Source organism: Pseudarthrobacter sp. J47, assembly GCF_049810315.1.
GTDB lineage: Bacteria > Actinomycetota > Actinomycetes > Actinomycetales > Micrococcaceae > Arthrobacter.
The window spans coordinates 1,081,945-1,105,837 of sequence record NZ_CP187358.1 but is presented as its reverse complement, the minus strand read 5'-3'; the positions used below and the strand labels follow the sequence as shown (position 1 = coordinate 1,105,837).

The 23,893-nt window shown below is 64.6% G+C and carries 24 protein-coding genes and 1 riboswitch; of the genes, 8 read left to right on the top strand and 16 right to left on the bottom strand.

Features of this window, described 5'->3' with window-relative positions; all coding sequences use genetic code 11:
* Window positions 1-40: 40 nt before the first annotated feature.
* The 9 genes from ACPJW8_RS05045 to ACPJW8_RS05005 form a co-directional block, all read right to left on the bottom strand.
* On the bottom strand, window positions 41-1,360 hold the full coding sequence (locus ACPJW8_RS05045) for an ABC transporter permease (protein WP_330186726.1): 1,320 nt from the start codon (window positions 1,358-1,360) through the stop codon (window positions 41-43).
* On the bottom strand, window positions 1,357-2,751 hold the full coding sequence (locus ACPJW8_RS05040) for an ABC transporter permease (RefSeq protein WP_330186725.1): 1,395 nt from the start codon (window positions 2,749-2,751) through the stop codon (window positions 1,357-1,359). The genes ACPJW8_RS05045 and ACPJW8_RS05040 overlap by 4 nt, the downstream gene beginning before the upstream one ends.
* Entirely contained in the window at window positions 2,744-4,348 is a 1,605-nt protein-coding gene (locus ACPJW8_RS05035) for an ABC transporter ATP-binding protein (RefSeq protein ID WP_330186724.1), read from the bottom strand. Before ACPJW8_RS05035 ends, ACPJW8_RS05040 begins: the two co-directional genes overlap by 8 nt.
* A 141-nt stretch (window positions 4,349-4,489) precedes the next feature.
* The gene (locus ACPJW8_RS05030; RefSeq protein WP_425256416.1) at window positions 4,490-5,596 is read right to left on the bottom strand and encodes a BMP family lipoprotein; all 1,107 of its coding nucleotides are present in this window, start codon (window positions 5,594-5,596) and stop codon (window positions 4,490-4,492) included.
* 233 nt (window positions 5,597-5,829) lie between these two features.
* Window positions 5,830-6,906, bottom strand: a complete 1,077-nt coding sequence (locus tag ACPJW8_RS05025; protein WP_330186723.1) for an NADP-dependent oxidoreductase — start codon at window positions 6,904-6,906, stop codon at window positions 5,830-5,832.
* Window positions 6,903-7,334, bottom strand: a complete 432-nt coding sequence (locus ACPJW8_RS05020; RefSeq protein ID WP_330186722.1) for an organic hydroperoxide resistance protein — start codon at window positions 7,332-7,334, stop codon at window positions 6,903-6,905. Before ACPJW8_RS05020 ends, ACPJW8_RS05025 begins: the two co-directional genes overlap by 4 nt.
* Before the next feature lie 49 nt (window positions 7,335-7,383).
* Window positions 7,384-7,818: a MarR family transcriptional regulator gene (locus ACPJW8_RS05015; protein ID WP_330186721.1), complete on the bottom strand. Its 435-nt coding sequence runs from the start codon at window positions 7,816-7,818 to the stop codon at window positions 7,384-7,386.
* 88 nt (window positions 7,819-7,906) lie between these two features.
* Window positions 7,907-9,106: an amidohydrolase gene (locus ACPJW8_RS05010; protein WP_330186720.1), complete on the bottom strand. Its 1,200-nt coding sequence runs from the start codon at window positions 9,104-9,106 to the stop codon at window positions 7,907-7,909.
* A gap of 83 nt (window positions 9,107-9,189) precedes the next feature.
* Window positions 9,190-10,323 (bottom strand): mannose-1-phosphate guanylyltransferase, encoded by a 1,134-nt coding sequence (locus ACPJW8_RS05005; protein WP_330186719.1) that lies wholly within the window; start codon window positions 10,321-10,323, stop codon window positions 9,190-9,192.
* 348 nt (window positions 10,324-10,671) lie between these two features.
* On the opposite strand from ACPJW8_RS05005, the gene sdhC reads away from it, so the two are divergent.
* From sdhC to ACPJW8_RS04980, 5 genes are all read left to right on the top strand, one after another.
* Entirely contained in the window at window positions 10,672-11,007 is a 336-nt protein-coding gene (gene sdhC / locus ACPJW8_RS05000; RefSeq protein WP_425256455.1) for a succinate dehydrogenase, cytochrome b556 subunit, read from the top strand.
* Between the two features lie 3 nt (window positions 11,008-11,010).
* Entirely contained in the window at window positions 11,011-11,487 is a 477-nt protein-coding gene (locus ACPJW8_RS04995) for a succinate dehydrogenase hydrophobic membrane anchor subunit (protein WP_330186717.1), read from the top strand.
* 107 nt (window positions 11,488-11,594) lie between these two features.
* Window positions 11,595-13,394, top strand: a complete 1,800-nt coding sequence (gene sdhA / locus ACPJW8_RS04990; protein WP_330186716.1) for a succinate dehydrogenase flavoprotein subunit — start codon at window positions 11,595-11,597, stop codon at window positions 13,392-13,394.
* Between the two features lies 1 nt (window position 13,395).
* The gene (locus tag ACPJW8_RS04985) at window positions 13,396-14,178 is read left to right on the top strand and encodes a succinate dehydrogenase iron-sulfur subunit (RefSeq protein ID WP_330186715.1); all 783 of its coding nucleotides are present in this window, start codon (window positions 13,396-13,398) and stop codon (window positions 14,176-14,178) included.
* A gap of 116 nt (window positions 14,179-14,294) precedes the next feature.
* Window positions 14,295-15,065, top strand: coding sequence for an alpha/beta hydrolase (locus ACPJW8_RS04980; RefSeq protein WP_330186714.1), 771 nt, complete (start codon window positions 14,295-14,297; stop codon window positions 15,063-15,065).
* Here the strand turns inward: ACPJW8_RS04980 and ACPJW8_RS04975 are convergent.
* From ACPJW8_RS04975 to ACPJW8_RS04955, 5 genes are read right to left on the bottom strand one after another with little or no spacing between them, the layout of a single operon-like run.
* On the bottom strand, window positions 15,022-16,059 hold the full coding sequence (locus ACPJW8_RS04975; protein WP_330187017.1) for a YihY/virulence factor BrkB family protein: 1,038 nt from the start codon (window positions 16,057-16,059) through the stop codon (window positions 15,022-15,024). The genes ACPJW8_RS04980 and ACPJW8_RS04975 overlap by 44 nt on opposite strands.
* Before the next feature lie 37 nt (window positions 16,060-16,096).
* Window positions 16,097-16,690, bottom strand: a complete 594-nt coding sequence (locus ACPJW8_RS04970; RefSeq protein ID WP_330186713.1) for a 2'-5' RNA ligase family protein — start codon at window positions 16,688-16,690, stop codon at window positions 16,097-16,099.
* Between the two features lie 4 nt (window positions 16,691-16,694).
* Window positions 16,695-17,738, bottom strand: coding sequence for a tryptophan--tRNA ligase (gene trpS / locus ACPJW8_RS04965; RefSeq protein ID WP_330186712.1), 1,044 nt, complete (start codon window positions 17,736-17,738; stop codon window positions 16,695-16,697).
* A 15-nt stretch (window positions 17,739-17,753) separates the two neighbouring features.
* On the bottom strand, window positions 17,754-18,587 hold the full coding sequence (locus ACPJW8_RS04960) for an exodeoxyribonuclease III (RefSeq protein WP_330186711.1): 834 nt from the start codon (window positions 18,585-18,587) through the stop codon (window positions 17,754-17,756).
* A 10-nt stretch (window positions 18,588-18,597) separates the two neighbouring features.
* A complete protein-coding gene (locus tag ACPJW8_RS04955; RefSeq protein WP_330186710.1) occupies window positions 18,598-19,152 on the bottom strand; it encodes a hypothetical protein in 555 nt (184 codons plus the stop codon).
* Window positions 19,153-19,340: 188 nt separating this feature from the next.
* On the opposite strand from ACPJW8_RS04955, the gene ACPJW8_RS04950 reads away from it, so the two are divergent.
* Window positions 19,341-19,778: a CHRD domain-containing protein gene (locus ACPJW8_RS04950; protein WP_330186709.1), complete on the top strand. Its 438-nt coding sequence runs from the start codon at window positions 19,341-19,343 to the stop codon at window positions 19,776-19,778.
* Between the two features lie 171 nt (window positions 19,779-19,949).
* Here ACPJW8_RS04950 and ACPJW8_RS04945 read toward each other — a convergent pair whose 3' ends face one another.
* Both ACPJW8_RS04945 and glyA read right to left on the bottom strand, forming a co-directional pair.
* The gene (locus ACPJW8_RS04945; RefSeq protein WP_330186708.1) at window positions 19,950-20,849 is read right to left on the bottom strand and encodes a bifunctional methylenetetrahydrofolate dehydrogenase/methenyltetrahydrofolate cyclohydrolase; all 900 of its coding nucleotides are present in this window, start codon (window positions 20,847-20,849) and stop codon (window positions 19,950-19,952) included.
* A 2-nt stretch (window positions 20,850-20,851) separates the two neighbouring features.
* Entirely contained in the window at window positions 20,852-22,147 is a 1,296-nt protein-coding gene (gene glyA / locus ACPJW8_RS04940; protein WP_330186707.1) for a serine hydroxymethyltransferase, read from the bottom strand.
* A gap of 135 nt (window positions 22,148-22,282) precedes the next feature.
* Window positions 22,283-22,368: riboswitch (ZMP/ZTP riboswitch) on the bottom strand.
* A 43-nt stretch (window positions 22,369-22,411) separates the two neighbouring features.
* Between glyA and purU the strand changes: the two genes are divergently transcribed.
* Both purU and ACPJW8_RS04930 read left to right on the top strand, forming a co-directional pair.
* A complete protein-coding gene (gene purU, locus ACPJW8_RS04935; RefSeq protein WP_330186706.1) occupies window positions 22,412-23,272 on the top strand; it encodes a formyltetrahydrofolate deformylase in 861 nt (286 codons plus the stop codon).
* Between the two features lie 80 nt (window positions 23,273-23,352).
* Window positions 23,353-23,868 carry a gamma carbonic anhydrase family protein gene (locus tag ACPJW8_RS04930; protein ID WP_330186705.1) on the top strand — a complete coding sequence of 172 codons (516 nt, stop codon included), beginning with the start codon at window positions 23,353-23,355 and terminating at the stop codon, window positions 23,866-23,868.
* Window positions 23,869-23,893 lie beyond the last annotated feature (25 nt).

Below are 23,893 nucleotides of genomic sequence, written 5' to 3'. Positions count from 1 at the left end.
GCGCTCCAGTCCACGGCGGTGGTCGAGCCTGTCACGGCCGTCAACCCTTGACGTACGGGATGCCGCTGGCCGCGGGTCCCCTCGATTTGCCCACCAGCCCGGCGACGGCGAGGACTGTCACCAGGTACGGCAGCATGGCCATGAACTGGCTGGGTACCGGCGTTCCGATGATGGTGACGATGCTCTGCAGGTTGTCCGCGAAGCCGAAGAGCAGCGCCGCGAAGAACGCGCCGATCGGGTTCCAACGGCCAAAGATCAGGGCCGCCAGCGCAATAAAGCCTCGACCGCCGGAGATTTCCTTGGTGAAGGAGTCGATGGCCACCAGGGTGAAGAAGGATCCGCCGATACCGGCGATGGCGCCGCCGAGCGTGACGTTCCAGAAGCGCGTGGCGTTGACCTTGATGCCCATGGTGTCAGCGGCCTGGGGATGCTCGCCCACGGCGCGGACGCGCAGCCCCCATTTGGTCTTGAAGAGACCCACCCACACCACGGCAACGGCCACGTACATCAGGTAACCCACCAGGGACTGCTTGAACAGGATGGGCCCGATGATCGGGATGCTGGACAGCACCGGGATATCGATGATCCCCAGCCCCGGTGGGGAGTTGAAGTGCGCCGAGTCCTCCTGCATCACGGTGCTGAAGAGGAAGCCGGTGACGCCGGAAACCAGCACGTTGAGCACCACGCCCACAATGATCTGGTTGACCAGGTACTTGATGCTGAACACTGCCAGCACCATGGAGACGACAGCCCCGGCGACGGCAGCGGCTGCCAGGCCGATGAAGGCATTCTGCGTAATGCTGGCAACAATCGCCGCGGTAAAGGCGCCGCCCAGCAACTGGCCTTCGATCGCGATGTTTACTACGCCTACTCGCTCGCACAGCACGCCGGAAAGCGAGCCGAAGACCAGCGGGACGGCCAGGGTGACGGACCCGGCAATCAGGCCGGCCAGGGAAATGCTGGGAGTGCGGGCACCGCCCACCACCCACACCAGGAACGCCGCTGCGAAGAGCACAATAAACGCGATGACCACCCATGTTGGCGTGGGCCGGTCCTTGGTCTTGAGGAAGACGGAGTACGCGGCCAGGCCCAGCATCAGCACGGATAGGACGATTCCGCCGGCCAGCGCATTGACTTCCACAGCGGGCAGCTGGAAGAAGTCGCTGCCGGTGGAGATTCCGAACGTGGCCGTCTGGTTGGGCGCCATCAGTCCGAAGAAAACGAGGGCCACAATACCCAACGCACCCAGCAGGACCGGGATCTTCCAGGTCACCGGTTTCGCGGAAGTGGACTGGAGGCCTTCTGCTCCGCTGGCGTCCTGCGGCGTTCCGGGCCGGGGCGACGTTGCTGTTGTGCTCATGCTGCACCTCCGGTGGCTGCTGTCTCGGTATCGCGTGGTCCGCGGGATTCAGGCGTGGCGCCGTTCCTGCGGGATGTGGTCTTCTTCTTGCGGGGGTTCAGCCCGAACACTGCGCGCACCAGCGGCGGAGCCGCGATGAACAGGACGATCAGTGACTGGACCACCAGGACAATGTCGATGGGCGTGCCGGTCTGGATCTGCATCTGCACGGCTCCGGCGCGGAAGGCGCCAAACAGCAGGCCGGCCGCGAAGGTTCCCCACGGCGTCGAACGGCCCAGCAGCGCAACGGTAATGGCGTCAAAACCATAGGTGGCCGCAACGCCGTCCGTGAGCACTTTCTCGGTACCCGCCACCTGGGCTACGCCGGACATGCCGGCGAGGGCGCCCGCGAGCGCCATGACCAGGATGGTGGATCGCGAAACGTTGATGCCCGCGGTCTGCGCCGCCTTCGGGTTTGCACCCACGGCACGGAACTCGAAGCCCACCGTTGACCGGTTCAGCAGCCACCAGACCAGCACGGTGGCGGCGATGGCCAGCACGAAGCCCAGGTGCAACCGGTATTGGGTCCCGAAAATCTGCGGATACACGGCCGTGGGATCCAGGATGGGCGAGATGGGGTTGGACTCCCCCGGCCGCTGGAATGCCGGTGTGTTCAGCAGGTAGCGCAGGAAGTACAGCGCAATGTAGTTGAACATAATCGTCAGGATGACCTCGTGGGCGCCTGTCCTGGCCTTGAGGAGACCAACCAGGCCGCCCCAGATGGCGCCGCCCACGATGCCCGCCACCAGGACCAGCAGCAGGTGCAGTCCCATGGGAAGGTCCAGCGCGAAGCCCACCCAGGCGGCGAGGATGCCGGCCATGATGATCTGGCCCTGGGCACCGATGTTGAACAGGCCCGCACGGAAGGCAAGTGCCACGCCCAGGCCCGCCGTGATCAGCGGTGTGGCGATGGTCAGGGTTTCCATCAGCGGCGCGAACTGCAGCGCCAGGCTGTTGGCCCTCGGGTTGAAGACCGAGCCCTGGAAGAGCGCGATGTAGGAGCGCGTGGCAGCGTTCCAGACGGCGCCGAAAAAGTCCGTGGGCCGGGCGAACAGGTAGCCCGCGGTGGTGGAGACCCTTTCGTCGGTACTGGCGATCAGGAGCCCGCCGATGATGAGTGCCAGCAGCACCGCCAGCACGGAGACCATGCCGCTTCCGGTGAAGATCTTCCGCATCAGGCTGTCCGGTCCACCGGCCAACTGTCCGCTCTGGGCGGTTGCCGGTACAGCGGACGGTTCCATCATGCCACCGGCAGTGTCAACACTGACGACGGCGGCCGTCTCCTCAGCAGCAGGGTTGGGCTGGTGCGGTTTGCCGGTTTTGTCAGCAACGTGTTTGTGTTCCTCAGGCATGGTCGCCTCCTTCGGCGGTGGCAGTGGAGGTGGCAGTGTCTGTTGGTCCGGCGGTGCCTGCAGCGTCCGTGTGGGCTGCGTCGGTGTGGGCGGCGTCCTCGGGTGAGATCCCGGCCATCATCAGGCCCAGCACGTCCCTGCCGGTACCGGCGGGGACGATGCCCACCAACCTGCCCTTGTAGAGCACGGCGATCCGGTCTGCCAGTTCCATGACCTCGTCCAGCTCGGTGGAGATGATCATGACCGGAGTGCCCTGGTCGCGTTCGGCGACGATGCGCCGGTGCAGGAATTCAATGGAGCCAACGTCCACGCCGCGGGTTGGCTGGGATGCGATAAAGAGCCGCAACGGCCGTGACAGCTCCCGGGCCATGACCACTTTCTGCTGGTTGCCGCCGGAGAGCGTCCCGGCCGCGGCAGCCGCCGAAGGCGTCCGGACGTCGAACTCCTCGATCCGGGACTTGGCGTTCTCCATCACCTTGGCCGGGCTCATGCTGATGCCCTTCGCGAACGGAGCCTTGTCATAGAGGTCCAGGACCAGGTTCTCCGCCACGGAGAACGTGCCTACCAGGCCGTCCACTTTGCGGTCCTCTGGAACGAACCCGACGCCGGCGTGCAGCACTTCCTTGACCGAACGCCCCAGGAGTTCGGTGCCGTCGAGGACGACCGAGCCGCTGACCCGTTCCTGCAGTCCCAGGATGGCCTCGGTGAGTTCCGTCTGGCCGTTGCCCTGGACGCCCGCGATGGCCAGGATCTCGCCCCGGGCGATGTCGAAGCTGATGCCGTCCACCGTGTGTGTGCCGTTGGGAGCGATCACCGTCAGGTCCTTGACCTGGAAGGTGGTTTCCTGTGGGGTGGCCGGCGCCTTGTCCAGGGTGAGGTTCACGGCGCGGCCAACCATCATGGAGGCCAGCTCCGTGGTGGCGGCCGTGGGGTCCGCGGTGCCAACCACCTTGCCGCGGCGGATCACCGTGATGGTGTCCGAGACTGCTTTGACCTCCCGCAGCTTGTGCGAGATGAAGACGATGGAGGTGCCGTTGGACTTGAGCTGGCGCATGATGTCCAGCAGTTCATCGGTTTCCTGTGGGGTCAGCACGGCGGTGGGTTCGTCCAGGATCAGGACCTTGGCATTGCGCACCAGGGCCTTGATGATCTCGACCCGCTGCTGGACGCCCACGGGGAGGTCTTCCACCAGAGCGTCAGGATCGACGTCGAACCCGTATTTGTCCGAAATCTCCCGGATCTTGCGGCGGGTGTCTTCCAGGTTCAGGAAACCGGCTGCCTTGGTGGACTCGGCGCCCAGCGCCACGTTCTCCGCCACAGTGAAGACGGGCACCAGCATAAAGTGCTGGTGCACCATGCCGATTCCTGCGGCCATGGCGTCCCCCGGTCCACGGAAGGAGACAGGGGCGTCGTCGATGAGGATCTGGCCCTCGGTTGGCTCATAGAGCCCGTACAGCACGTTCATCAGGGTGGATTTGCCCGCCCCGTTCTCGCCCAGCAGACAGTGGATCTGTCCGGGTTCAACCACCACGTCTATGTGATCGTTGGCGAGCAGGGAGCCGAAGCGTTTGGTGATCCCTCTGAGTTCAAGTTTCAAAACTCTGACCATTCTCGAAGCGTCCGTGACCCGGACGGGATATGCGGCTGCAGCACCAGCCTAGTGGACTGGTGCCCAACGAAAAGCGCCACCGCCCGGCCAGTCAATGACCAACCGGGGGTGGCGCCTTGCGCAGGGGAATCAGGCCTTCGGGCTCGCGGCGGACTCTACGGTCAGCTTGCCGTCGATGATGTCCTTCTTGATCTGCTCGAGTTCGGTCTTCAGATCAGCGGGAACCTGGGAGTCGAAATCGTGGAACGGGGCCAGGCTCACGCCGTCGTTCTCCAGCGTGCCAACGTAGGGCTCGTTGCTGAAGTTGCCGTCCTTGTCTTCCTTGACCACGTTCTCCACGGCCTCACCCATCTGCTTCATCACGGAGGAGAGCATGATGTCCTTGTACTCGGGAGCGGTCAGGAAGCCGTCGGAGTCAACCCAGATGAGCTTGACGTCCTTGCCGGCGGCCTTGGCCTCCTGCAGGGCAGCGCCTGCACCCTTGCCTACGGGACCGGCGACCGGCATCACGATGTCAGCGCCCTGGTCCAGGAAGTTCTGGGTGAGCTGCTTGCCGACGTCCTGCTTCTCGAAGTCGCCGGTGAAGCTGCCGTCCTGGGCTTCCTTGTTCCAGCCAAGGAGCTTGACGTCCTTGCCCTTCTGCTCGTTGTAGTACTTAACGCCGTCGGCGTAGCCGTCCATGAAGATGGTGACGGTGGGGATCTTGATGCCGCCGAAGGTGGCTACCGTTCCGGTCTTGGTGGTTCCTGCGGCAAGGTAGCCTGCGAGGAATGCCGCCTGGGCCGTGTCATAGATGATGGGCTTGACGTTGGCGATGGGAGTTTCGTAGCCGAAGTCCACAATCGCGAAGTGGCTGTCCGGGTTGGCCTCGGCCTGGGCCTTGGTGGCGTCGCCCAGGAGGAAGCCCACGGTGACGGTGAGGTCGCAGCCGGCGGTGACCATGGCGCGCAGGTTGGGCTCGAAGTCGTTGTTGGTCTTCGATTCCACCTGGTTGACCTTGATGCCGAGGTCCTTCTCAGCCTTCTTCAGGCCTTCGTAGGAGGACTGGTTGAAGGACTGGTCGTCGAATCCACCGGAGTCGGAGACGATGCAGCCGGTGTAGTCGCTGGCGGCCTCGGTGGATCCGCCGGTTTCCGGAGCTGCGCCACAGGCAGTGAGAAGGAGTGCTGTTGCACCCACAGTGGCCATTCCGGCCATGGAACCGCGCTTGAGGGTGGCACGCAGTGATGTCTTCAATTTTCCTCCAGGATGAAGAGAGTGGCGCTACGACCTGAATTCAATGAGTGTCCGTTTCTGCACTGAAATTCTGTTTTCACTGAGGCTTCGCAGCACTGCGCCGAAGCGCACTGATGGACAACACTGTAGTGGGCTGCGCCACGTGTCCTATCACACACGGCCGCGAAACCTCAGATTGTTGAGAATTTGTTACCAAGCAGTAGGTGTCCTCCCACGGGCCCCTGCCGCCTGGGTCAGAGCCGGACCAGCATCTTGCCGGTATTGGCGCCCTCGAGGAGGTCCATAAATGCCTGCGGCGCGTTCTCCAGCCCGTCCACCACCGTCTCGTCATAGCGGATTGTGCCGTCGGCCAGCCATGCCGCCATACGTTCCGCGAATTCGGGACCGTGCTGGCGCTGGCCTCCCACCAGGAAGCCCTTGAGGGTCAGCTGCTTCCCGATGGCCAGCATCAGGTTCCGAGGCCCCGGCACCGGTTCGGTGGCGTTGTACTGGGAAATGGCACCGCACATCGCCACCCGGCCGCCCACGTTCAGCGTTGCCAGTGCGGCTTCGAGGTGATCGCCGCCCACGTTGTCGAAGTAGACGTCGATGCCGCCCTCTCCCGCGGCAGCCTTCAGCTGCTCAAGGACCGGGGCGTCGCGGTAGTTGAACGCCTCATCAAAGCCCAGATCCAGGAGCCGGGCAACCTTCTCCGGTGTTCCGGCGCTGCCGATCACCCGGGACGCCCCCATGGCCTTGGCGATCTGGCCCACCAGCGATCCCACGGCACCTGCGGCACCGGAAACGAACACTGCATCTCCCGGCTTGAATTCCGCCACCTTCAGCAGGCCCGCATAGGCCGTCAGGCCGGTCATGCCCAGCGCTCCGAGGAAAGCCTGGGCCGGGGCCAGGTCAGTCCTGGCCGGTGCCGCGCTTCCGGCATCCAGGACCGCGTATTCGCGCCAACCCAGCTGATGGACGACGGCGTCACCCACCTTATGTGCCTCGGACCGGGACGCGATCACCTCACCTACCGCACCGCCGTCGAGCGCTTTGCCCAACTGGAAAGGGGGCGAGTAGGACTTGACGTCATTCATGCGTCCGCGCATATAGGGGTCTACGGAGATGTAGAGGTTGCGGACCAGGATCTGGCCGTCCTCCAGGGCGTGGACCGGCGATTCAGCGAGCTCGAAGTTTTCCGGGACCGGCCTGCCCTTCGGCCTGGATGCCAGCCGGATTTCCCGTGAGGTGGAAGGCAATGAGGTGGCAGGCAGGGACGCGGAAGGCAATGAGGTTGCGGGCCGTGCTGCTGCGGTGGACTCGACGCTCATGCTGCGAACTCCAGAATCTTGATGTCGACTGTGATGTTGCCGCGGGTGGCGTTGGAGTAGGGGCAGACCTGGTGGGCCTTGGCGACCAGCGCTTCGGCCGTGGCAAGGTCCAGCGCCGGCAGCGCGATCTCCAGCTCAGCGGCCAGTCCAAAGCCTTCGCCGCCTTCAAGGGAGCCAAGGTGGACGCGGGCGGCAACGGCAGAATCCGTCAGGTCCGCCTTCGCCTGGCGGCCCACCAGGCGCAGTGCCGAATGGAAGCACGCCGCGTAACCGGCGGCGAACAACTGCTCAGGGTTGGTGCCCTGGCCGTTGCCGCCCAGTTCAACGGGGCTCGCCAGGGCCACATCAAGCTTGCCGTCGTTGCTGCGGGCGTTGCCGTCCCGCCCTTCACCGGAGGCAAGGGCATGGGCAGTGTAGAGAGTCTTCATGGGTTTCCGTTCTGTACTGGGGAAGTCTGTGCGCGGGGAGTTCTGTGCGTTAACGCGATTCGTGGAGCGCGGCAGTGAGCCGTTCGAGGGTGCTGTGGAGCTGGTCAAGTTCGGCAGTGGAGAGTCCGGCTGCCTCGGCCAGGCGCTGCGGGATGCCGGCGGCCCTGCTGCTGAGCTCACGCCCGGCAGGAGTCAGGTGGATGGCCACGCGGCGCTCGTCCTCTCCGGACCGCCGCCTTTCCACCAGCCCCAGGGCTTCGAGGCGCTTAAGCAGGGGCGACAACGTACCCGAGTCCAGGCCCAGCTCCTCCCCCAGTTCCTTCACGCCGCGTGGCTCGTTCTCCCAGAGGACCAGCATCACCAGGTACTGCGGGTACGTCAGGCCAAGGTCTTCCAGCAGCGGCCTGTACAAAGCGGTGGCCGCGCGGGATGCCGAATAAAGGGCAAAGCACACCTGGCGGTCAAGGCGGGGAGCATCGGTCATGACAAAAACACTAACGCACAATTAAATTGTGCACAACCTAGTTACGCCAAGTAGGAACCAGGGCTGCCGGTGCCGGCTTTTTAGTTGCCTAGAGGTCGCGGATGGTGCGCAAAGCGGCCGCGGCGAGCACCTGGATGCCGAAGCCCAGGGCACGCTCGTCCACAATGAAATCGCCGCGGTGGAGGTCGTATTCCTCGCCGCCGGGCGTCATGGTGCCCAGGCGCATCATGGCGCCGGGACGCTCCGCCAGGAACCAGGCGAAGTCTTCGCCACCCATGGACTGTGGGGTGAGCACTACGGCGCCCTCGCCCAGCTCGGCGCGGGCTGCGGCCTCGATCAGGGCGGTTTCGTGTTCGGAGTTGACCACCGGGGGCACACCCCGGGTGTGTTCCAGCCGGACTTCAACACCGTAGGGGGCAGCAACCTGCTGCACTACCTCGTCCAGCAGTTCGCCGGCGGCATGCCAGGCATCGCGGTCAAGGCAGCGCATGGTGCCCGCCATGTATCCGGTTCCGGGAATCGCATTGGGCGCCGAACCGGCGTTGATCTGGCCCCACACCACGGAGACGCCGCTGCGGACATCCACGCGGCGTGAGAGCACTGCCGGGACATTGACGGCGATCTGCGCGAGGGCAAACACCAGGTCCTCGGTGAGGTGGGGGCGGGACGTGTGCCCGCCACGGCCGCTCAGTTCAATCTTGATGGTGTCCGAGGCCGAGGTGATGGCGCCGATGCGCGTACCGATCCGGCCGACGTCGATCCTGGGATCGCAGTGCAGTGCCAGGATGCGCGGCACCCCTTCCAGGACTCCCTGTTCGATGCAGGACAGCGCCCCGCCGGGCATGGTTTCCTCAGCCGGCTGGAAGATGATCCGGACGCGTCCGCGCAGCGGCGACTCCAGGTGCATGCGCTGCAGCACCAGGGCCACGCCCAGCATGGTGGTGGTGTGGATGTCATGGCCGCACGCGTGGGTCACACCGTGGTTCTTTGAGGCAAACGGCAGCCCGGTTTCCTCGATGATGGGCAGCGCGTCAATGTCCCCGCGGAGCGCCGTGGCAATGGGTCCTTCACCGATGTCCACGGTGACGCCGGTACCCTCAAGCCGCCTGGGCTTCAAGCCTGCTGCGGCGAGCCGGGCCACCAGCTTGTCAGTGGTGCGGAACTCCTTGAAGGACAATTCGGGGTGCGCGTGCAGGTCCCGCCGGAAATCGATCAGCTCGGACAGCAGCGGTTCCAGCCACGGGCCCACCAGGACGGTGGGCTCGGCTTCGGTAGTGTAGTTGCGCACTAAAACACTCTAGCGAGCCACCGCACAATAACGGCATCACCTGCGGCGCGTTACGGCGAACTGGACTCCGCAGCGCTGTGGCACTAGAGAACGTCCGTGTCCCCGCTGGCCTTCAGTGCTGCCACGGCGGCCTTCACTCGCTGCGAGTTGGCCATGGTGGTCACCAGCAGGGCGTCGGGGGTATCCACGATCACCACGTCCTCGATGCCGATCAGGGCGATCACGCGCTTGGTGTCGGAGACCACCACACCGCTGGAGTTCTCGGTGAACACGCGCGCGCCGGCACCAAGGACCGTCACTTCATCCACTTCTCCGGCACTGTTGAGCCGGCCCACGGAAGCAAAGTCCCCGACGTCGTCCCAGCGGAAAGTGCCGGGCACCACGGCGACGTCGCCAGCGGCGGCGGCAGGTTCGGCCACGGCGTAGTCGATGGCGATCTTGGGCAGTTCAGGCCAGATCCTGGCCGTCACTTCGTCGCGGGACGGCGTATCCCACGCCGCCGCGATTTCCTGCAGACCGGCGAACAGCTCCGGCTGGTTGGCCTCAAGGTGCTTGAGCATCAGGGAGACCGGCGCAACGAACATCCCGGCGTTCCAGACGTACTCGCCACTTTCGACGTACTGCCGGGCCACTTCCTCGTCAGGCTTTTCAACGAATTCGACGACGGACTGCGCCGTGGGTGCGCCAGGCACCTTCAGGTTTTCTCCCGAACGGATGTAGCCAAAGCCCGTGGACGGGTGCGTGGGCATAATGCCGATGGTGACGATCTTGCCGGTGGCGGCCGTGTGGATGGCCTCCTTAACGGCGTCCTGGAACAACTGGTCCGGACTGATCACGTGATCGGCAGCGAAGGAGCCCATGATGGTGTCCGGATCGCGGTGGTGCAGGATCGCGGCAGCCAGGCCAATAGCGGCACCTGAGTCCTTGGGCTCGCTCTCCAGGACCAGGTCGGCGTTGTTGACTTCGGGAAGTTGGCGGCAGACGGCTTCCTTGTGCGCAGCGCCGGTGACCACCAGCACCCGGCTGCCGGCCAGCGGCTCCAGGCGGTCGTAGGTGGCCCGCAGCAAAGTACTGCCGGAACCGGTGAGGTCATGGAGGAATTTGGGAGCTGCTGCACGCGAAAGAGGCCAGAGCCGGGTCCCCACCCCGCCCGCCGGAATTACCGCAATAAAACGGTCCAACGGGGTTGCTTGGCCTGTCGCTTTGTCTGTAGTCATCACGGCTTACTGTATCTGACCTGCCCGCGCCTCCCGCGGCCAAGGCCCGGGTCCGGGGTAGGGCCACCCTGCCTGATTCCGGGTCGCGGCGGCCCATAGCGGCACCCCGGCACGCAAGCAAATGTGTCTTTGGTCTCAAAGGGCGCAAAAACCCCCTGTACGCAAGTCACCAAGGAGTTCCTAAATTGAATAAGCTGAGAGCGAAGCCTAGATTTAGGCCTGAGCCATGAGTGCTCTCGCAGCAGGCGTTTCCCCCGCGTGGATCCCATGCCAGCGCCGCTGTGTTGCAGGGAGGTTTATTCAGTGCCGACGAAACCAGCTGGCACCTTGTACCGCGGCCGTGAAGGCATGTGGTCCTGGGTTGGACACCGGATTACGGGTGTCGTGATCTTTTTCTTCTTGTTGGTCCACGTGCTGGACACGTCATTGGTCCGGGTATCCCCGGAGGCCTACAACGCCGTGATCGGCACCTACCAGAACCCGCTGATGGCGCTGGGCGAAACAGGCCTTGTTGCCGCAATCGTCTTCCACGCGTTCAACGGCCTGCGGATCATCGCAGTTGATTTCTGGAAGCAGGGCGCCAAGTACCAGCGCCAGATGCTCTGGGTTGTCCTTGGACTCTGGATCGTCACTGTCGCCGCTTTCGCGATCCGCCACCTGTCCCTCGCTTTCGGAGGCCACTAAGCCATGACTTCAACGATTCCCAGCCCGCGCAGTGGACAGCCCGGCAGTGCCCGCATTGAACCCAAGTACCGCCGGACCGGCGCCTCGAAGGGCAACTTCGAGATGTTTGCCTGGTTGTTCATGCGGCTCTCCGGTGTAGTGCTGGTTGTCCTGATCTTTGGCCACCTGTTCGTGAACCTGCTGGTGGGCGAAGGCATCCACGCCATCGATTTCGGTTTTGTCGCCGGCAAGTGGGCCGATCCGTTCTGGCAGATCTGGGACCTGGCCATGCTGTGGCTGGCCATGCTGCACGGCACCAACGGCGTCCGCACCATCATCAACGACTACGCCGAGAAGGACGCCACCCGTATGTGGCTCAAGATCGTCCTTTACGCGGCCACCATCGTGATCGTCGTCCTGGGCACCCTGGTGATCTTCACCTTCAACCCCTGCCCCGTGGTGAACGGCGTTCCGCTGCCCGGCAGCTTCTGCCCCGCCTAGGCCTTGGCCTGCTGCCCCCGGGGCAGCGATCGTTGCGGGGATTTTTGCGGTGCAGGCAACGCCCGCCCGTGGTTTTATAGCGAATTTTGAGAGAAAGAGCGTCTGGTATGCAGGTCCATAAGTACGACGTCGTGATCGTCGGTGCCGGTGGCGCTGGCATGCGTGCAGCGATTGAATCCGGTCAGCGGGCACGAACAGCAGTACTGACCAAGCTTTACCCCACCCGCTCCCACACGGGCGCAGCCCAGGGTGGCATGTGTGCGGCACTGGCCAACGTCGAGGAAGACAACTGGGAGTGGCACACGTTCGACACCGTCAAGGGCGGTGACTACCTGGTGGACCAGGACGCCGCCGAGGTCATGGCCAAGGAAGCCATCGACGCCGTCCTGGACCTTGAGAAGATGGGCCTGCCGTTCAACCGCACGCCTGAAGGCCGCATTGACCAGCGCCGCTTCGGTGGACACACCCGGGACCACGGCAAGGCCCCGGTCCGCCGTGCATGCTACGCCGCTGACCGCACCGGCCACATGATCCTGCAGACGCTCTACCAAAACTGCGTCAAGCACAACGTTGAGTTCTACAACGAGTACTACGTCCTGGACCTGCTGACCGTCGAGGAAGACGCTGTCCGCGAGGACGGCACGCCGTACAAGCAGAAGCGCGTTGCGGGTGTTGTCTCCTACGACCTCGCCACCGGTGAGCTGCACGTGTTCCAGGCGAAGTCGGTTGTCTTCGCTTCGGGTGGAGCGGGCAAGGTCTTCAAGACCACGTCCAATGCCCACACCCTCACCGGTGACGGCATGGGCATCGCCTTCCGCCGCGGCATTCCCCTGGAGGACATGGAGTTCTTCCAGTTCCACCCGACCGGCCTGGCCGGCCTGGGCATCCTGCTCTCCGAGGCAGCCCGTGGTGAGGGCGCCATCCTTCGCAACTCCGAAGGTGAGCGCTTTATGGAGCGCTACGCCCCCACCATCAAGGACCTCGCACCCCGCGACATCGTGGCCCGCTCCATGGCCAACGAGGTCCGCGAAGGCCGCGGCTGCGGCCCCAACAAGGACTACGTCCTCCTGGACCTGACCCACCTGGAGCCGGCACACATCGATGCCAAGCTTCCGGACATCACCGAGTTCGCCCGCACCTACCTGGGTGTGGAACCGTACACGGAGCCCGTCCCGGTCTTCCCCACGGCGCACTACGCCATGGGCGGCATTCCCACGAACATCACCACCGAGGTACTCCAGGACAACGACACCGTTGTTCCCGGCCTGTACGCCGCCGGTGAAGTGGCCTGCGTATCCGTCCACGGCTCCAACCGCCTCGGCACCAACTCCCTGCTGGACATCAACGTCTTTGGCAAGCGGGCCGGTATCGCTGCTGCCGAATACGCCAAGACCGCCGATTTCGTAGAGCTGCCGGAGGATCCTGAGGCCTACACGATCGAGCTGCTGAACATTGCCCGCAACGGCACCGGCACCGAGAAGGTCGCTGCAATCCGCAAGGACCTGCAGGACACCATGGATGCCAACATGCAGGTGTTCCGTACCGCGGAGACCCTCAACCAGGTCCTCAAGGACATCGAGTCCTTCGAGGAGCGTTACCGCAACATCAGCGTCCAGGACAAGGGCAAGCGCTTCAACCTTGACCTGCTCGAAGCCGTGGAACTGGGCTTCCTGCTCGAACTGGCCAAGGTCATGACCGTGGCCGCACTGCACCGCGAGGAATCCCGTGGCGGCCACTTCCGCGAGGACTTCCCGGACCGCGATGACGAGAAATTCATGAAGCACTCCATGGCGTACAAGGACGACCACGCTCCGGCAGACGTTTCTGCCGAGGCCATTGCGGGGATCCGGTTGGCCACCAAGCCGGTGGTCTTTACACGCTACGAGCCGATGGTGAGGAAGTACTAAGATGACCGCTGAACTCGCTGAGCCAGCATCCAAAATCGAACTGCCCGCCGGCGTTGGCGGCGGCGGGGAGATCCCCACATTCAACATCACGCTGCGTGTGCGCCGCTACAACCCCGAGGTTTCCGAGGAAGCCACCTGGGATGACTTCGAGCTCACCATGTACGGCACCGACCGTGTGCTGGATGCCCTCCACAAGGTCAAGTGGGAGCACGACGGCAGCGTTTCCTTCCGCCGCTCCTGCGCCCACGGCGTCTGTGGTTCCGATGCCATGCGCATCAACGGCCGCAACCGCCTGGCCTGCAAGACCCTCCTGAAGGACCTGGATACGTCCAAGCCCATCACGGTGGAGCCCATCAAGGGCCTCCCGGTGGAAAAGGACCTCATCGTGGACATGGAACCGTTCTTCCAGTCCTTCCGCGAAGTGATGCCCTTCCTGATCAACCGCGGCCACGAGCCCACCAAGGAACGCCTGCAGTCCGCCGAGGACCGCGAGCGGTTCGACGACACCACCAAGTGCATCCTCTGCGCAGCGTGCACGTCGTCCTGCCCGGTGTTCTGGACCGACGGCCAGTACTTCGGCCCGGCAGCAATCGTCAACGCCCACCGCTTCATCTTCGATTCCCGTGATGACGCCGGCGACATGCGCCTGGAAATCCTGAACGACAAAGAAGGCGTGTGGCGCTGCCGCACCACCTTCAACTGCTCCGAAGCATGCCCGCGCGGCATCCAGGTCACGCAGGCCATTGCCGAGGTCAAGCAGGCAATCCTCTCCCGCAAGATCTGATTGACGTCCCTCTGACGGGAACGACGACGGCGCCGCCCACCTGCCATGGTGCGCGGCGCCGTCGTGCTTTCCGCCCCTGATGGCCGCACAGCGGTCCTGCCCTGAAAGGCGATGCAATGTCCCGTTCCGAAAAAGTACAGTTCGAAGGCACCACCGGTGAGGTCCTCTCCGGAATCCTGGACGTCCCCGCGGGCCCCGTGAAGGGCTGGGGTGTGTTCTCGCACGGCTTCACGCTGGGCAAGGACAGCCCTGCGGCGTCGCGGATGTGCAAGGCACTGGCGGACAACGGCATCGGGATGCTGCGCTTTGACAACCTGGGCCTGGGCGAATCCGCGGGCACCTGGGCGGAAGGCTCATTCAGCCACAAGGTGGCAGACACCGTGCGCGCCGCAGCGTTCATGCGTGACAACGGCAAGGCCATATCGATCCTGGTGGGACACTCATTCGGCGGTGCCGCAGTGCTGGCCGCGGCCCGCGAGATTCCCGAGCTCGACGCCGTTGCAACAGTGGGTGCGCCCTTCTCGCCCAAGCATGTGGCCCACGTGTTCGACGCCGCGCTGGACCGGATCCTCACCGAAGGCAGCGCGGAGGTGGACCTCGGCGGGAAGCTGGTGGAGATCCGCCGGCACTTCGTCGAAGACCTGGAAAACGCGGACCTCACGGACTGCATCAAGGGCCTGCACAAGCCGCTGATGGTGCTGCACTCCCCCACTGACAACACCGTGGGAATCGAAAATGCCAGCACCATTTTCCAGACTGCCCGGCACCCGAGGAACTTCGTCTCGCTTGAGGGCAGCGACCACCTGCTGACCGGCAAGGGCCAGGCGGCGCGGGCAGCGAAGATTATTGCTGCCTGGGCAGACCAGTACCTCGACGCCGGGCACTGACCCGCGCGGGTTTCCGCGGCACCCTGCCCGGCTGGACCTGCCGTGCACCCCAGGCGGGGGCCGAGGCATCGGGCGCGCTCTTGAGGTCACCTTCGCGGATGGCAGCCCAGGAACCGGCCACCAGGTAGACCTGGCTGATCAGGTTGAACCAGATCAACAGGCCGATGATGATCGCGAACGGCGCCAGCAGCGGGTTGCGCCCCGCGCCGGCCAGCAGTTCGGTGCTGAAGATCTGCAACACACTGGTTCCCACGGCGGCCAGGATGGTGCCTTCCAACAAGGCACGGCGGCTGAGTTTGAGGCCGGCCGCCAGCCGGAACATAATCAGGGCCGTTACCCAGCTCAGCACCAGCGGCACACCGATCTTGATGGACGTGGTCAGGGGACCCGCCACGGCGTCGTCCAGGGCCAGGAAATCGGTGACCCAGCCCGCTGCGGTGCCGAAGATCAGTGAGGCTCCGGAACTGACTACCAGGGCGACGCCCAGCAGCACCAGGGTGCCGGCGTCGCGCAGTTTCAGGACCACGGGGTTCACCTGGAGCGGGGGCAGCTGCTGGACCCCGCGCAGGCCCTCCCGCAGGCCGTTCAACCAGCCGAGGGACGTAATGACGGTGACGACGGCGGCAATCACGGCCGTCCAGCCCAGTCCCGTGGGATTCAGCAGGTCCTGCGGGTCAACCAGGCCCTCGCCGCCGTTGACCTTCAGCAGGCCCGGCGCCGACTCCGAGACGCTGGCTACCACCCTGTCCAGCAGCGCCGGCTGGTCCCGCAGGAGCAACCCGGCGATGGAAAACCCTGTGGTCAGCAGGCCGGTGATGGAGAAGAACATGGTGAAGCCGATTCCGGCGCTCATCAGCGGGCCGTGCTGGCGCGTGTAATGCTGCCACGCGCGCATGGGCCGGAAAGCATTCAGTGAGGCCAGGAGCCACTGGAAGAAAGCAAGGGCCTCGCCTCCGAAGCCGGCACGGGACCTGCGGGCACGTCCCCAGTCCATCCTGCGGTTGATCACCGCCAGTTTCAGCCGGGCACGCTCAGTGGGTAGGGGTGGCTCCGCCGCGGTCTGCGAGCCATGACGCGGGCTCATGCTCTGTTTCTGTGCCAAATTCCAGCTCTTCCCGTAGCTGCCAAATTCCGTCCGCATCGTGCTCGTAGAGTCCCATGCTAACCACAGGGAACGTGGCCCTGTAGTCACTGAGCGCCAATTCGGCCTCGTCAAGGCTCTCCGGGGCAACGTCGTGGGCGATCGTGACATGCGGGTGGTACGGGAACGGGAGGTCGCGTTCCAAGGGGCCGGCCTGGAGTTTCTCGTGGAGGTCCACGCATTCCCCGAAGCCGTCTTCCACCTTCAGGAACACCACCGGGGAAACCGGGCGGAAGGAACCGGTGCCCGAAATAGTGACCACAAACGGCTCCTGCCGGCGGGCCACTTCACGGACGTGGCGGTGCGTGGCTTCCCAGTCCTCGGTCAGCGTGGTGGTGACCAGCGTGATGTGTGCCGGGATGACGTCCGCCATGGGGTCCCCGAAAGAGGCACGCCAGCGCTGCAGTTCCTCAGCGATGGCAGGCGGGAAGCCCAGAATGACCCCCACACTTGTTCCTTCGCCGGCACCGCTGATGGACGTCATGGGACTAGCGGACTCCCAGGAGGCTCAGGGAGGGCAGGAAGCCCATCCGCTCGTAGACCTGGGCCAGGGTGACAGCCGCGATCTCACGGGCCTTCTCCGCGCCGCGGGCCAGCAGCCTATCCAGCTCCGCAGGATCAGCCATGAGTTCGTTGGTGCGGTCACGGACAGGAGTCAGGAAATCAACCACCACGTCAGCCAGGTCCACCTTGAGGTGTCCGTACATCTTGCCCTGGTACTCGGTTTCCAGCTCCGTGACCGACTTGCCGGTCAGCGTTGAGTAGATGGTGAGCAGGTTGGATACACCGGGCTTGTTTTCCGGATCGAAGAGGATCTCAGTTCCGGCATCCGTGACGGCAGACTTGATCCGCTTGGCGGCGATCTTGGGATCCTCGAGCAGCTGGATGGCGCCGTTGGGCGATTCGCCGGTCTTGGACATCTTGGCGGCCGGGTTCTGAAGATCGTAGATCTTGGCGCTGGCCTTGACGATCGTGGCCTCGGGGACAGTGAACGTCTGGCCGAACCGGGTGTTGAAGCGCTGGGCCAGGTTGCGGGTGAGCTCCAGGTGCTGGCGCTGGTCCTCCCCCACCGGAACCAGGTCCGTCTGGTACAGCAGGATGTCCGCCGCCATCAGGGTGGGGTACGCGAAGAGGCCCAGGGTGGCCGAATCGGCACCCGACTTCTGCGTCTTGTCCTTGAACTGGGTCATCCGGGAGGCTTCTCCGAATCCGGTGATGCAGTTCAGCGCCCAGGCCAGCTGGGCGTGCTCGGGCACGTGCGACTGGACGAAGAACGTGCTCTTCTCCGGGTCGATGCCTGCGGCGATGTACTGTGCGGCCACCACGCGGGTGCGCTTGGCGAGGTCCACCGGGTCAAAGTCGACGGTGATGGCGTGCAGGTCCGGAACGAAGAAGACGGCGTCGAACTCGTCCTGCATCTGGACCCAGTTGCGGACAGCTCCGATGTAGTTGCCCAGGTGCAGGGAATCTGCGGTGGGCTTTGCACCGGAAAGAATGCGCTTTTTGCTTGCGTCAGCTGCGGGAATCGTCATGGAAGTGCCTTAAAACTAGAGCTGGTAGTCCACTACCAGCGGGGCATGGTCAGAGAAGCGGGTGTCCCACGACGGCGCCCGGTCAACAACGGCGGAGAAAGCCGCGGCCGCGAGTCCGGGGGTGGCCATGTGGTAGTCAATGCGCCAACCGGTATCGGTATCGAACGCCTTGCCGCGCTGCGACCACCAGGTGTAGGGGCCATTGACGTTACCCGCCAGGCCCCGGTGCACATCCTTCCAGCCGATCTCTTCGCCGAAGAAGCGGTCGAAGTAGGCACGTTCTTCGGGCAGGAATCCGGCCTTCTTGACGTTGCCCTTCCAGTTCTTGATGTCCAGTTCCGTGTGGCCCACGTTGAGGTCGCCCACCACCAGGGCGTGGTCGCTGTGCTTGGTCAGTTCCGGCAGGCGGGTGCTCATGGCATCCAGGAAGCGGAACTTGTCCACCTGCTTGGGGGTGCCGACCTCGCCCGAATGCACGTAGGCGCTCACTACCGTCAGCTGCGCCGGAGTTCCGGAAGCGGTGGGAACCGTGAAGTCGGCTTCCACCCAGCGGCCTGCGGTGGCGAAGTAGTCGTCCCCGATGCCGTTGCGGGTGTTCACCGGTTCCTGGCGTGAGGCGATGGCTACGCCTGCGCGGCCTTTGGCCTCCGCTTCGGCGTGCAGGATGTGCCAGCCCTCGCCCAGCAACTGGCGGACGATTGCGTCAGGGGCACGGACTTCCTGCAGGCAGAGGATGTCCACTTCACGCGGCTCCAGCCACGCCGCCATGCCGTTTTTGTAGGCAGCCCTCAGGCCGTTGACGTTGACTGATGCGATACGAAGGTGGTCCTTCTCCAATGCCGAGCTCACCCGCTCTACTCTAGTCGATGATGGTGCCGCTGACCGGCTCGTCAGTGCCGCCGGAGGACTTGATCATGTCCCTTGCGTTGGTGGCAGTAATCTCGATGGTTTCCAGGGCACGGTAGATGGTGTCCTGGTTGGCGGCAGCGCCTTTGGCCTGTTCGTCGTTGATCACCCGGACCTGGACCTGGACGATCTTGAAGGAGTGGTCCAGCTTGAGGTCCCTGACACTGTCTTCGCGGGTTTCGGACACCACCCGGGTGCCGCCGTGGTCAGTGGATCCCGACGACGGCGCGCGGCCGGCAGCGCTGTTGAACGCGTTCTGGGCTTCGGTGAACTTGGCGCCGGCCTTCCGGGCAGCCTTCTGGATGCTGAACACCACGAAGGTGGCCAGCAGCAGCCAGAACAAGGCGATGATGGCCACGATCCAGCCGACGACGTCGTTCTGGTTTGCGGCGAAGATGACCGCGACCAGGAAAGCGATGATAAAGACCGTCATGCCGAGCCCGCCGATGCGGAACATGCCGCCCTTGGCGGTACCGGCCGAAAACTTGGAGCTGCCCAGAGATTGCATGGCTCAATTGTCTCAAACCCACAGCAGCCCTCCGGCCACCTTCCACCGCGGGCGAACAACCACACTGAGGTGCCGTCCTCCCCCGGCATCGGCCGTTGTGCAGGGTGGGCCTGCGGCGTACCGTGAATCCCGACGGGGGACGCCGAACGCACACACCGAGCTGAGGACGAATCATGGTCAATCATGTGATGAAGACAGTTGCAGTTGCTGGAGCAGTTGTTGCGCTGATGGGGGTCAGTACCGTTGCGGGCGCCGCGCCCGGAACAGGGCCTGCCATTCCGTTGAACACCGAGCAGGAAACCACCGGCTCCAACACCGGCGCCAGTGGCTTCTTCAGCTACACCATCGATGGCAGCCAGCTCTGCTATACACTCACTGCCCGCAACCTGTCGGTCCCGGCAGGCGCGGCCCACATCCACGTTGGCGACCGCAACGAAGCGGGCGGCATCGTCATCCCCCTCGTAGTGGGCAGCGGCACCACGTGGACGCACTCGGCGTGCCCTGTGCTGACCGATCCTGCCCACCTTGCAGCCCTGGAGGCAATCGAGGCCAATCCCCGCGACTACTACGTCAACGTCCACACGCCAACGTTCCCCGGCGGTGAGATCCGGGGGCAGCTTAAGTAGCCATTCCCCCAACTGACTCGCAGTTAACGTCCCCATTCCGCGATTTGGGGACATCAAGTGCGAGTCACATGGGGAACGACGGCGGCACCGCACCTTTTCGCGAAAAGGTACGGTGCCGCCGTCGAACTGTATTTGTAACAGTATTTTCCAGATGGAACCTGGAACCATGCGCTAACCGGCGTTGGCCACCATGCGCTCAGCGGTTTCCACCACGTTGGTCATCAGCAGCGCCACCGTCATGGGGCCTACCCCACCCGGGTTCGGGGAGATGAAGCCGGCCACTGCGGCGGCAGCTGGATCGATGTCGCCATGGACCTTGCTCTTGCCCGTCTCCGGATCCGTCGCACGGGTGACACCTACGTCCAGCAGGGCAGCACCCGGCTTGACGTCCTCCGCCTTGACGATGTGCTTCACGCCCGCGGCACCCACAATGACGTCAGCCTGGCGCAGGAGTTCGGAGAGGTTCTCCGTGCCCGTATGCGTCAGGGTGACCGTGGCATTAACGCCGCGGCGCGTCAGCAGCAGTCCAATGGACCGGCCGACTGTCACACCGCGGCCCACTACTACAACGTGCTTTCCCGCGAGGCTGTAGCCGTTGCGCTCCAGCAGCTCGATGACGCCACGCGGCGTGCACGGCAGCGGGGAGGTGATCTCGCCGTTGACGTTGAGCACCAGGCGCCCCAGGTTGATGGGGTGCAGGCCGTCCGCGTCCTTCATCGGATCGATCCGCTCCAGGATGGCGTCAGTGTCCAGGTGCTTGGGCAGCGGCAGCTGGACGATGTACCCGTGGCACGCGGGATCGGCATTGAGTTCATCGATCAGCGCCTCCACCTCGGCCTGCGTGGCGTCCGCCGGAAGTTCACGCTGGATCGAGTTCATGCCGATCTTGGCGCTTTCCTTGTGCTTCATGGACACGTAGAGCTGCGATGCGGGGTCCGCTCCCACCAGCACGGTGGCGATGCCGGGAGTTACTCCCTTGGCCTTGAGCGCGGCCACCCGCTCGGTAAGCTCTGCCTTGATCTGCGCCGCGGCGGCCTTGCCGTCCAGGACCTTGGCGCCCTGGCCCGTCACGCTTACCACTGCTCGTGCTGGGGGTAGAGCGGGAAGTCGGCAGCAAGCTGGTCCACGCGGGCCTGCAGGGCCTCAACGTCGGTGGCCTGGCCGGACTTCAGGGCGGTGGCGATGATCTCGGCCACCTCGGTGAATTCGGCAGCGCCGAACCCGCGGGTGGCCAGCGCCGGCGTACCGATCCGCAAGCCGGAGGTAACCATCGGCGGGCGCGGATCGAACGGAACGGCGTTGCGGTTCACGGTGATGCCCACGGAGTGCAGGAGGTCCTCGGCCTGCTGGCCGTCCAGCTGCGAGTTGCGCAGGTCCACCAGGACCAGGTGGACATCGGTGCCGCCGGTCAGGACGGAGACGCCGGCGTCGGCGAGGTCCTGCTGGTTCAGGCGGTCTGCGATGATCTTGGCGCCTTCAAGGACGCGCTCCTGGCGCTCCTTGAATTCCGCGCTGCCGGCGATCTTGAAAGCAACGGCCTTGGCAGCGATGACGTGCATCAGCGGCCCGCCCTGCTGGCCCGGGAAGACGCTGGAGTTCAGCTTCTTGGCCCAGTCCTGCTTGGCCAGGATCACGCCGGAGCGGGGGCCTGAGAGGGTCTTGTGCACCGTGGAGGTCACGACGTCGGAGTACGGCACCGGGCTGGGGTGCAGTCCCGCGGCCACCAGGCCGGCGAAGTGCGCCATGTCAGTCCAGAGCAGCGCGCCAACCTCGTCGGCGATGGAGCGGAAGGCTTCAAAGTCCAGGTGGCGCGGGTAAGCGGACCAGCCGGCGATGATGACCTGCGGCTTCTCGGCGATGGCCTGCTCGCGCAGCTTGTCCATGTCGATGCGGAAGTTATCTTCCTCGACCTGGTAGGCGGCGACGTTGTAGAGCTTGCCGGAGAAGTTCAGCTTCATGCCGTGGGTCAGGTGGCCACCGTGGGCCAGGGACAGGCCCAGGATTTTGTCGCCGGGGGTGATCATGGCGGCGAGCGCAGCGGCGTTGGCCTGTGCACCGGAGTGCGGCTGGACGTTGGCGTACTCGGCGCCGAAGAGGTCCTTCACGCGGTCGATGGCCAGTTGCTCGGCGACGTCGACGTACTCGCAGCCGCCGTAGTAACGGCGGCCCGGGTAACCCTCGGCGTACTTGTTGGTCAGGACGGAACCCTGGGCTTCCATCACGGCGCGCGGGGCGAAGTTTTCAGAGGCAATCATTTCCAGGGTGCCGCGCTGGCGGCCAAGCTCCTGGTTCAGGACTGCTGCGATCTCGGGGTCCAGTTCAGCAAGGGACTGATTGCTGACAGACGCGGACGTGGCAATAGTGGTCACGAATAACTCCTGGCTGGGTACGGGCACTGCTTAGGTCAGGCTACCGGTTGGCGCGAACCTTCGCCCGCTTGATGACGGGGCACGCGTTGAGAAAGACCCGCTGCGGCTGCAACAGGCCTAAACCGGCAAAACATGACCCTCGGCCCAGGCGTACGATCCGTGGTCTTCGTGCTTGCCGCTCCCTGGTGGTTAGCCACCCAACGCCAGTTGCGACGCCCACCAGACTACCAAAAACCCCCGGCGCGCGCGGGTAGGCTGGTAGGCGTGAGCAATGAGCATTTGAACGAAGCGTACGTACTGACCCTGTCCTGCCCGGACCGCCCCGGAATTGTCCACGCCGTAGCCGGCGCACTGCTGGTGGCAGGCTGCAACATCGCGGACTCGCAGCAGTACGGCAGCCCCGCCACGGGGAACTTCTTTATGAGGGTTGAGGCAACCACCCCGGCCTCACGCGCAGAGCTGCACGCCGCCGTCGAGCCCGTAGCCCAGGCGTTCGGCATGCAGTGGAGCCTGAATCCGGTGGGCCAGAAGGTCCGTACCCTGCTGATGGCCAGCAAGTCCGCTCATTGCCTTAACGACCTCCTGTTCCAGCAGCGCTCCGGAACCCTGCCGATCGAGATCCCGGCGATTGTGTCCAACCACCGCGACCTGGCCGGGCTGGCAGAGTTTTACGGCATCCCGTTCCACTACATTCCCGTCACGCCGGACACCAAGGCCCAGGCGGAGGACAAGCTGCGGGCGCTCATTGCCGAACACGACGTCGAGCTGACCGTCCTGGCGCGCTACATGCAGGTGCTCTCCGATGAGCTGTGCAACGACCTCGCCGGCAGGGCCATCAACATCCACCACTCGTTCCTGCCTTCGTTCAAGGGCGCCAAGCCCTACCACCAGGCCCACGCCCGCGGCGTGAAGCTGATCGGTGCCACCGCGCATTATGTGACCGCTGCCCTGGATGAGGGGCCGATCATCGAGCAGGAAGTCATCCGGGTGGACCACGCACGCACACCGGAGCAGTTTGTGCAGATGGGCCGCGATGTTGAAGGACGCACGCTGACCCAGGCCGTCCAGTGGCATGCCGAGCACCGGGTCCTGCTGGACGGCAACCGCACGGTGGTCTTCAACTAGCCCAACTGGGTAGCAGTAGTTGCCTCTTAGACGCCTGTAAAGGGCAACTAGTGCTACCTACTTGGGGTTAGGGTGGGGCCATGTCTCCCATCTACACCTTCGCCGGCCACACACCGGACGTCCACGAAACAGCATTCGTCGCACCCAGCGCGTCGATCATCGGCAACGCCACCCTCGCGCAGGACTCCAGCGCCTTCTACGGCGTCTCCGTCCGCGCGGACACCGCCGCCATCAGCGTCGGCCCCGGCACCAACCTGCAGGACAACGTGGTACTCCACGCGGACCCGGGCTTCCCCTGCACCGTCGGCGCGCGCGTCAGTGTGGGGCACGCCGCCGTCGTCCATGGATGCACTGTGGAGGACGACTGCCTGATCGGCATGAGCGCCACCATCCTCAATGGCGCAGTGATCGGCACCGGCTCCCTGGTGGCAGCCGGTGCCGTGGTCCTGGAAGGGACAGTCATCCCGCCGCGATCCCTGGTGGCCGGAGTACCGGGCAAGGTACGCCGCGAACTCACCGATGAAGAGTACGACGGCGTACGCAACAATGCGGCCCACTACCGGGAGCTGGCGGCGGCACACCGGGACATGCACTAGGTTTCGACAGGCTCAACCACCGGGT

Excerpts from the sequence above, each read along its gene's own strand:
- ACPJW8_RS05045 (WP_330186726.1), bottom strand. The coding sequence starts at position 1,360 with ATGAGCACAACAGCAACGTCGCCCCGGCCCGGAACGCCGCAGGACGCC.
- ACPJW8_RS05040 (WP_330186725.1), bottom strand. The coding sequence starts at position 2,751 with ATGCCTGAGGAACACAAACACGTTGCTGACAAAACCGGCAAACCGCAC.
- ACPJW8_RS05025 (WP_330186723.1), bottom strand. The coding sequence starts at position 6,906 with ATGAGCGTCGAGTCCACCGCAGCAGCACGGCCCGCAACCTCATTGCCT.
- ACPJW8_RS05020 (WP_330186722.1), bottom strand. The coding sequence starts at position 7,334 with ATGAAGACTCTCTACACTGCCCATGCCCTTGCCTCCGGTGAAGGGCGG.
- ACPJW8_RS05015 (WP_330186721.1), bottom strand. The coding sequence starts at position 7,818 with ATGACCGATGCTCCCCGCCTTGACCGCCAGGTGTGCTTTGCCCTTTAT.
- ACPJW8_RS05005 (WP_330186719.1), bottom strand. The coding sequence starts at position 10,323 with ATGACTACAGACAAAGCGACAGGCCAAGCAACCCCGTTGGACCGTTTT.
- sdhC (WP_425256455.1), top strand. The coding sequence starts at position 10,672 with ATGTGGTCCTGGGTTGGACACCGGATTACGGGTGTCGTGATCTTTTTC.
- ACPJW8_RS04995 (WP_330186717.1), top strand. The coding sequence starts at position 11,011 with ATGACTTCAACGATTCCCAGCCCGCGCAGTGGACAGCCCGGCAGTGCC.
- sdhA (WP_330186716.1), top strand. The coding sequence starts at position 11,595 with ATGCAGGTCCATAAGTACGACGTCGTGATCGTCGGTGCCGGTGGCGCT.
- ACPJW8_RS04985 (WP_330186715.1), top strand. The coding sequence starts at position 13,396 with ATGACCGCTGAACTCGCTGAGCCAGCATCCAAAATCGAACTGCCCGCC.
- ACPJW8_RS04980 (WP_330186714.1), top strand. The coding sequence starts at position 14,295 with ATGTCCCGTTCCGAAAAAGTACAGTTCGAAGGCACCACCGGTGAGGTC.
- ACPJW8_RS04975 (WP_330187017.1), bottom strand. The coding sequence starts at position 16,059 with ATGGACTGGGGACGTGCCCGCAGGTCCCGTGCCGGCTTCGGAGGCGAG.
- ACPJW8_RS04970 (WP_330186713.1), bottom strand. The coding sequence starts at position 16,690 with ATGACGTCCATCAGCGGTGCCGGCGAAGGAACAAGTGTGGGGGTCATT.
- trpS (WP_330186712.1), bottom strand. The coding sequence starts at position 17,738 with ATGACGATTCCCGCAGCTGACGCAAGCAAAAAGCGCATTCTTTCCGGT.
- ACPJW8_RS04955 (WP_330186710.1), bottom strand. The coding sequence starts at position 19,152 with ATGCAATCTCTGGGCAGCTCCAAGTTTTCGGCCGGTACCGCCAAGGGC.
- ACPJW8_RS04950 (WP_330186709.1), top strand. The coding sequence starts at position 19,341 with ATGAAGACAGTTGCAGTTGCTGGAGCAGTTGTTGCGCTGATGGGGGTC.
- ACPJW8_RS04930 (WP_330186705.1), top strand. The coding sequence starts at position 23,353 with ATGTCTCCCATCTACACCTTCGCCGGCCACACACCGGACGTCCACGAA.